Here is a 6,367-nt window from a genome sequence, read left to right on the forward strand (position 1 = left end):
TCCTCCGGGCCGGTCACATGGCAAGCAGGCCAAGGTCGGCCAGCTCGCTGCGCAGCCCTTCCGCGCCCCTGAAGTGATGCGCGCGCATGCCCGCTTCGCGCGCGGCCTCCACGTTCGGCAAGGAGTCGTCGATGAACAGGCAGGTCTTCGCCTCCAGCCCGTTGCGTTCGAAAAGGACGGCGTAAATCCGAGGATCGGGTTTGATCAGCTTTTCCTCGCCCGAGATGACGACATCCTCGAATCCGGTTTCCAGAAATGGAAACCGCCTGCGGGCCTCGGCGAATTTCCCGGTCGAAAAATTCGTGATGGCGTACAGCGGCACCCCTTGCGCCTTGAGCCTGGTCAATATCTCCACGGTTCCGGGAATTTCCCCCGGAACCATTTCGTGCCAGCGCACGTCATACGCGGCAATGAGTGCCGCCTTTTCCGGATGCTGCCGGGTCAGCAACTCGACGGCCTCGCTCCAGGACCGGCCGAGGTCCTGCTGCTCGTTCCAGGCCGCTGAGCAGACGGTTTCAAGAAACCGGGCCCGTTCGAGATCGTCCGGAATGAGCTTGCGGTAGAGGTGTTCGGGATTCCATTCGATCAGGACATTTCCTATATCGAAGACAACGGTCGTGATAGGATCGCTCATGACAGGTCCGTTATTTCCGGGCAAGGCCACCGGTGGACAGGGAAAGAATTTACAAGTGCTTCCAGAAACCTATGTCGGATTTGTGACGCTGCTGAGAAAGCGCCTCCGGTTGTTGCCCCTCATCCTGCTTGTCCTCTTGCCATCCCTGGCGGCGCGGGCGCAGGAAGACCCGGACATGCCGGACAGGTTGCGTCTCGGTGTCGTTGTTGCCGCGGACGAGGGCGCGCGTGATCGTGTCGAGCCGTTCCGGCTTGCTCTGGAGGAAATCGCCGACCTGCCGGTGGATCTGTTTCTGCTGGAGACCATGGGAGAGGCCGTCGAGGCAATTGCTTCCGGCCGGATCGACTACGCCCGGCTGTCGCCTTCCGCCTATGCGGCCACGCACGGGCTATGTGCCTGCGTCGAACCGCTGGTCACGGCCGGACCGGATGATTTTCCGGCCCGGTTTCACGCCATCCTGATCGCCAGACGCGGACCGGAAAAGACCACGCTCGCCGATCTTGCCGGTACCCGGCTGGCCGTGGGCAGCAGGCAGGCAGTGACCGGATACCGGGTGCCTCTCGCCAATCTCGCCGCCGATGGCATCAACGCGCGCACCCATTTCAGTACGCTTGTCGAAGTCAGCGATCCGGTGGAGGGATTGAAGGCCTTGCTCGACGGTCGGGTCCAGTCGGCGCTTGCCTGGTCGACCCTCGCCGGTGAAGCCAAGACGGGTTACACCGCCGGTACGCTCAACGACTATTACGTTTCGGGAGGGCCGGGTTTCAAGGATATCGAAATCGTCTGGCGATCCCCGCCGATCCCCTATTCCGCTCATACCCTGAGGGCCGATTTGCCGGACACCCTGAAGCGGCGCCTGCGCGCCGGGCTGATGGATCTTCGCCGGGAAGCCCCGGACGCCTATCTGGCCATCGAACCGGACCTGCCGGGCGGCTTCGAACCCGTGGTGCATGCGGACTACCGTCCGGTCCTGCGCACCTATGAAGACGGTTTCTCCGCGCTGCTCGACCCTTCCGGCGGATAAGGATCAGGCCGGGCGCGCGTCGGCGTTCAGCAGATCTTCCGTGTGCTGGCGGATCATTTCGTCCTCGTTGGTGGGGATCGCCATGACACGCGCCCGCGAGCTGTCCGCGGAAATGTTTTCCGCACCGGCCTGGTTCCGGTCCTCGTCGACCGTCAGCCCGAGCCACTCCATGTCCGCGCAGACCCTGCGGCGGACGAGGGTGGAATTCTCGCCGATGCCGCCGGTGAACACCAGCGTATCCAGCCCTCCGAGCACCGCCGCCATCGCACCGAGCTCCCGGCGGATGCGGAAGACGAAATAGTCTATGGCTTCCGCCGCCTCCGGGGCATCGCTGTCCGTGAGGATCCGCATGTCCTGACTGATGCCGGAAAGGCCCTTCAGGCCGGAGTCCTTGTACAGGAGATCGGAGACCTCCTGAGGGGTCATGCCCTTTGTGGTGAGAAGATAAAGCACCACGCCCGGGTCGAGCTGACCGCAGCGGGTTCCCATCGGCAGGCCGTCCAGCGCGGTGAAGCCCATGGTGGAGCCGATGCTCTGCCCGGCGCGGATGGCACACATGGAGGCGCCGTTGCCCAGATGCGCGACAACCGTTCTGCCTGCGTAGACATCCGGCCGGGTCTGCTTGAGATAGGAGCAGATATATTCGTAGGAAAGGCCGTGAAACCCGTAGCGGCGCACCCCCTCCTCGTAAAGCGGGCGGGGCAGGGCGAAGGTGTCGTTGACCCAGGGATGATTGCGGTGAAATGCCGTATCGAAACAGGCGGTCTGCAAGGCATTCGGAAAGGCGGCGTGCGCCGCCTCGATCCCTGCCAGATTGTGCGGCTGGTGCAGCGGGGCAAGAGGTTCCAGCTTGCGCAGTTCGTCCATCACCTCTCCGGTGACCCGCACCGGGGCGGTGAAGGACACGCCGCCATGAACCACCCGGTGACCGACCGCATCCACACCCCGTCCGCCGAAATCCCGTTCCAGGTTCGGCAGCAGCGCCGCAAGCGCGGTGGCATGGGACCTGCCTTCCTCTTCGCTCAGATCCCTGTCGATCCTTGTGTCGGACACATGAGATCGCAGCGAGATATGGGGTCTGGCACCGAGACCGGAAATCTGTCCGTCGAGCTGGACGGCCTTGCCTGAAAACAGCGTGTATTTGATGGAGGACGAGCCGGAATTCAGGACCAGAATGTGCGGTGCCATGGTCACTCTCCTTCGCGGTTGAGCATACCTGCCGGTGTGCCGCTCGCCTGCCAGTGCTTGAAAAGAAGCGCGAGCGCACAGGAGACGAGCCGGGCGCGGCTGTCATCGGCGCGGCTCGTCAGCATGATCGGAACCTTGGCACCGATCACCAGGCCGGCCGCTTCCGCGTGCGCGATGAAGGTCAGTTCCTTGGCCAGCATGTTGCCGGATTCCAGATTGGGCACGACCAGCACTTCCGCATGGCCGGCAACCAGGGAGGTGATCCCCTTCGACCGCGCCGCCTGGACATCGATGGCGTTGTCCATTGCCAGAGGACCATCGACAATGGCCCCGGTGATCTGGCCTCGTTCGGCCATCTTTGACAGGACAGCCGCGTCCAGACTGGAGGGGATTGCCGGGTTCACGGTTTCTATGGCGGACAGGATGCCCACCCGGGGTGTTTCGAGACCGATGGCCAGGGCCAGGTCGATGGCATTCTGGGTGATGTCCACCTTGGTGTTGAGGTCCGGCGAAATGTTTATCGCCGCGTCGGAGATCAGGACAGGAGTCTTTCGGCCCGGAATATCCATGACAAAGACATGGCTGATGCGCCGCCGGGTTCTCAGGCCACCGTCCTTCTTGACCACGTGGTGAAGCAGGTGGTCCGTATGAAGGTGCCCCTTCATGATCGCCTCTGCCCGTCCCTCATGCACCATGGCAACGCCCCGTCCGGCCGCCTCGCTCTCATCCTCGATATCGATCAGTTCGAAACCGCCGAGACTCTCACCCAGATCCTCGGCCGCCTTCTCGATGCGTTTCCTCGCACCGATCAGGATCGGCCGGATCAGGCCCTCTCGGGCCGCCATGAGCGTGCCTTCGAGCGAATTGGCGTCATCGGGGGCAACGACCGCCGTTGCCAGCGGCGGCAGCGATTTTGCCAGTTCGATGAGCCTGTTGAAGTGTCTGTGCCGCTGCACGAGAATTGCCGGCAGATTGCTGGAATCGAATTCGATGGTCTCGGTCGGCGCGGCAACCTCCGCAAGGCCTTCCACCAGGCTGGTTCCGTCTTCGCGCGTGACCGAAAGGTCGAAGAGGATGATGTTGTCCGGACGTTTTTCCCGCGCAGTGACCTTCACATGCAGTTTGTCCCCGACGATAGCGCCTTCCAGAAAGCGGAAGGACTGCGACTTGTAGGTCGTGCCGGGTCCGGGAAGGATGTTGCCGAGGACGGCGGAGGCGAGGCTGCCCATCCACATGGCGGGCGCGACCGGCTTGTCGACCTGGCCATCTCCGGTCCAGTCGGTGTCCGGCAGGTGGATGGGATTGTGGTTTCCGGAGGCATGGGCATAGACAAGCAGATCGTTGGAGGAGCACTCCCGGACGATCTCCGCCGTGTCGCCAACGGCTATTTGTTCATAAGTCTTGTTTGTGGCCATCGGGTTCGGTATCCCAGATTGAAGGTTCCTGTTGCAGCGCAGCAATGCGATCGGAGGGTAACCGGAATATGAGACGGAACAAATACGGGAGAGTCACTATGGCTCCGTGGGACGCCTCAGCAATCCGTGCAGCTCACCGTATTGGTGAGGCGGGGCCGTAAATAGAAAACGTCCCTGAGAGTGTATTGGGAAAGACGGGGAAACGTTTTGGCGAAAAACATGCCGGAAAACGGCGGTGTATAGATCAGCGTGCTCTGCGCAATGACAATCGAGGTCTCGGGGGCCGCGACTGTTTCCGGAAATGTGATCGGCGGGACGGACCCCTGAGCCCAGGGGGTGTTCTGCTCGCTGTCATAGCTCCAGTCGACGGTCGCATTGCCTTTTCCGTCAAAGGTGATGCTTGCAATTATGGTGGTCAGCGTGTCGTCCGATTCCGGCGCCATGATCTTTCCGCCCAGGGCCAGGATATCATCGAGATCATTGGTATCCAGAGTTTGGGCCTGCGCCACCAGATCGGTTGTCGAGTTCGCGATGCGGCTGACTTTCCGGTCGGCATTGATGGCGCCTGAAATATCTATCACTCCGACCAGGAGCAGCACCATGAACGGCAGGATCAGCGCGAACTCCGTTGCCGCGACGGCGCGTCCGTCGCTCCAGAGCCTGTGCAGCAGACCGGGATTCCCGCAGACCGGCCCTGTCATGGGGTTATTCCCAGGGTTCATTGCGAAATACCATGGTTGACGTGAGATAGCGGACGCCGTCGTGGTCGTAGGGGAAAAGTTCAAGATTGGAAATCATCATCGGCCATCTGAAGATGACATGCATGACCACGATTTCGCCAGCGTTACCGGTCTCGAATTTCAGATCCTCACGCACTTCGCCGTCGTCCTCGTAGAGGTCGTCAGTCGAGCTGGCTGCCGCGAAACTGTCCACTGCCACGACTTCAATGGAAATCGTGTTCGGGTCGCACATGAACTCCGGCATGAAATTGCAGATCTGCTTCTTGAACTCATCCGCGGTGAACGTGCCTGTCACTGCCTGGCCGGTCCTGATCATCCTCGCGGCGCTGACGACCGCGTTGTCGACCATATAGCCTACCACCTGCACAAGGCCGACTTCGATGATGGCAATCGTCAGAAGGAAAAACGGCAGCGCGACAAAGGCGAATTCCACGGCCGTCACGCCGCTGTCGTCCTTGAGCAGCGACCGGCTGTTCTTGCGTCTGAATGACCAGAAGGGCCGTTTTCTGCCGCGCATTGGGGGTGCTCCGCACAGTACCGTTTAGTTATCGACGCCGGCTGCCTTCAGCGCGAGGCTGTTCCGGGCCGTTGCCTGTTCGGCTGCTTCGTTGAAGGCATCCAGATTGTCGCCGAGACGAAGCGTCGGCTCGCACATCGGATGGCAGGAAAGCGTTACCCGCTCAGCCTTGCGATAAACCGAGACCACGTCGCGTTCCGAGGCGCGGACGGTGATGTCCTCGTCCACGATCGGCTTGTTGTCTTTATCCAGAATGACGAGGTTGGTCGTGCCGTAGCTTTTGCCGGTGATGACGACGGTGTTCTTGTCGAACATGGCCACATCGGCAATGAAGGGATTGCCGACGATCACGGCGGATGCGCCATCCTCGATGCGGAAGACCTTGGCGCGGTCAACAGTCACCATGACCGGCCCGTCCTGGGCAATCGCTGCGCCTGCGTGAAATGCGAACACAAGCACGCCAGTCCATCTGATCAGATTCGAAAACATGCTTATGACTACCCCATATCGCTCTATTGCCGTGAGATCATGCCGCAGACGTGGTGAACGATCTGCTAACGCCGGCCGGCAAGAAGTGGCAATCGCAGACGCATCGGGTTCGAAGTTCTTAGCCGGCGTCCGGTGTATTTACCTGGCGATAAAGAGCGGCAGCGTTCAGTCTCAGCAGATGAAACAGTTGGCTGTCATGAATTCATGACTTCAAAGGCAATTTCGAATAAAAGTATATTTAGGAATAATATCAAGTAAGTGAGAATATACAGAAAATGAAGCAAGAAATAAAATGTTATTATTTAGTGAAAGTTTTTTCTATTTAATTAAATTATCGTATTAATAAAATTTTATCTATAC

The 6,367-nt window shown here is 60.2% G+C and carries 7 protein-coding genes; 1 reads left to right on the top strand and 6 read right to left on the bottom strand.

All coding sequences use genetic code 11. The features are described from left to right. Positions 1-13 precede the first annotated feature (13 nt). The gene (locus tag DCO57_RS18380; protein ID WP_116700366.1) at positions 14-634 is read right to left on the bottom strand and encodes an HAD family phosphatase; all 621 of its coding nucleotides are present in this window, start codon (positions 632-634) and stop codon (positions 14-16) included. On the opposite strand from DCO57_RS18380, the gene DCO57_RS18385 reads away from it, so the two are divergent. Beyond that, positions 633-1,658 (top strand): PhnD/SsuA/transferrin family substrate-binding protein, encoded by a 1,026-nt coding sequence (locus DCO57_RS18385; protein WP_116700367.1) that lies wholly within the window; start codon positions 633-635, stop codon positions 1,656-1,658. The two genes, DCO57_RS18380 and DCO57_RS18385, sit on opposite strands and share 2 nt — an antisense overlap. 3 nt (positions 1,659-1,661) lie before the next feature. Here the strand turns inward: DCO57_RS18385 and DCO57_RS18390 are convergent, their stop codons facing one another. From DCO57_RS18390 to DCO57_RS18410, 5 genes are all read right to left on the bottom strand, one after another. Then, positions 1,662-2,846: an acetate/propionate family kinase gene (locus DCO57_RS18390; protein WP_116700368.1), complete on the bottom strand. Its 1,185-nt coding sequence runs from the start codon at positions 2,844-2,846 to the stop codon at positions 1,662-1,664. A gap of 2 nt (positions 2,847-2,848) precedes the next feature. Beyond that, on the bottom strand, positions 2,849-4,261 hold the full coding sequence (locus tag DCO57_RS18395; RefSeq protein ID WP_116700369.1) for a bifunctional enoyl-CoA hydratase/phosphate acetyltransferase: 1,413 nt from the start codon (positions 4,259-4,261) through the stop codon (positions 2,849-2,851). Between the two features lie 116 nt (positions 4,262-4,377). Further along, on the bottom strand, positions 4,378-4,962 hold the full coding sequence (locus DCO57_RS18400; protein WP_208978027.1) for a TadE/TadG family type IV pilus assembly protein: 585 nt from the start codon (positions 4,960-4,962) through the stop codon (positions 4,378-4,380). Between the two features lie 4 nt (positions 4,963-4,966). Continuing rightward, positions 4,967-5,518, bottom strand: a complete 552-nt coding sequence (locus tag DCO57_RS18405) for a TadE/TadG family type IV pilus assembly protein (protein ID WP_116700370.1) — start codon at positions 5,516-5,518, stop codon at positions 4,967-4,969. Positions 5,519-5,542: 24 nt separating this feature from the next. Beyond that, positions 5,543-5,923 carry a pilus assembly protein N-terminal domain-containing protein gene (locus DCO57_RS18410; RefSeq protein WP_208978028.1) on the bottom strand — a complete coding sequence of 127 codons (381 nt, stop codon included), beginning with the start codon at positions 5,921-5,923 and terminating at the stop codon, positions 5,543-5,545. Between the last annotated feature and the right edge of the window lie 444 nt (positions 5,924-6,367).

This window comes from Labrenzia sp. 011 (assembly GCF_003075075.1).
Classification (GTDB): Bacteria; Pseudomonadota; Alphaproteobacteria; order Rhizobiales; family Stappiaceae; genus Roseibium.

Bases quoted from the DNA above. Each gene is read 5' to 3' on its own strand.
- DCO57_RS18400 (WP_208978027.1), bottom strand. From the start codon at position 4,962: ATGACAGGGCCGGTCTGCGGGAATCCCGGTCTGCTGCACAGGCTCTGG.
- DCO57_RS18405 (WP_116700370.1), bottom strand. From the start codon at position 5,518: ATGCGCGGCAGAAAACGGCCCTTCTGGTCATTCAGACGCAAGAACAGC.
- DCO57_RS18380 (WP_116700366.1), bottom strand. From the start codon at position 634: ATGAGCGATCCTATCACGACCGTTGTCTTCGATATAGGAAATGTCCTG.
- DCO57_RS18385 (WP_116700367.1), top strand. From the start codon at position 633: ATGACAGGTCCGTTATTTCCGGGCAAGGCCACCGGTGGACAGGGAAAG.
- DCO57_RS18390 (WP_116700368.1), bottom strand. From the start codon at position 2,846: ATGGCACCGCACATTCTGGTCCTGAATTCCGGCTCGTCCTCCATCAAA.
- DCO57_RS18410 (WP_208978028.1), bottom strand. From the start codon at position 5,923: ATGGTGACTGTTGACCGCGCCAAGGTCTTCCGCATCGAGGATGGCGCA.
- DCO57_RS18395 (WP_116700369.1), bottom strand. From the start codon at position 4,261: ATGGCCACAAACAAGACTTATGAACAAATAGCCGTTGGCGACACGGCG.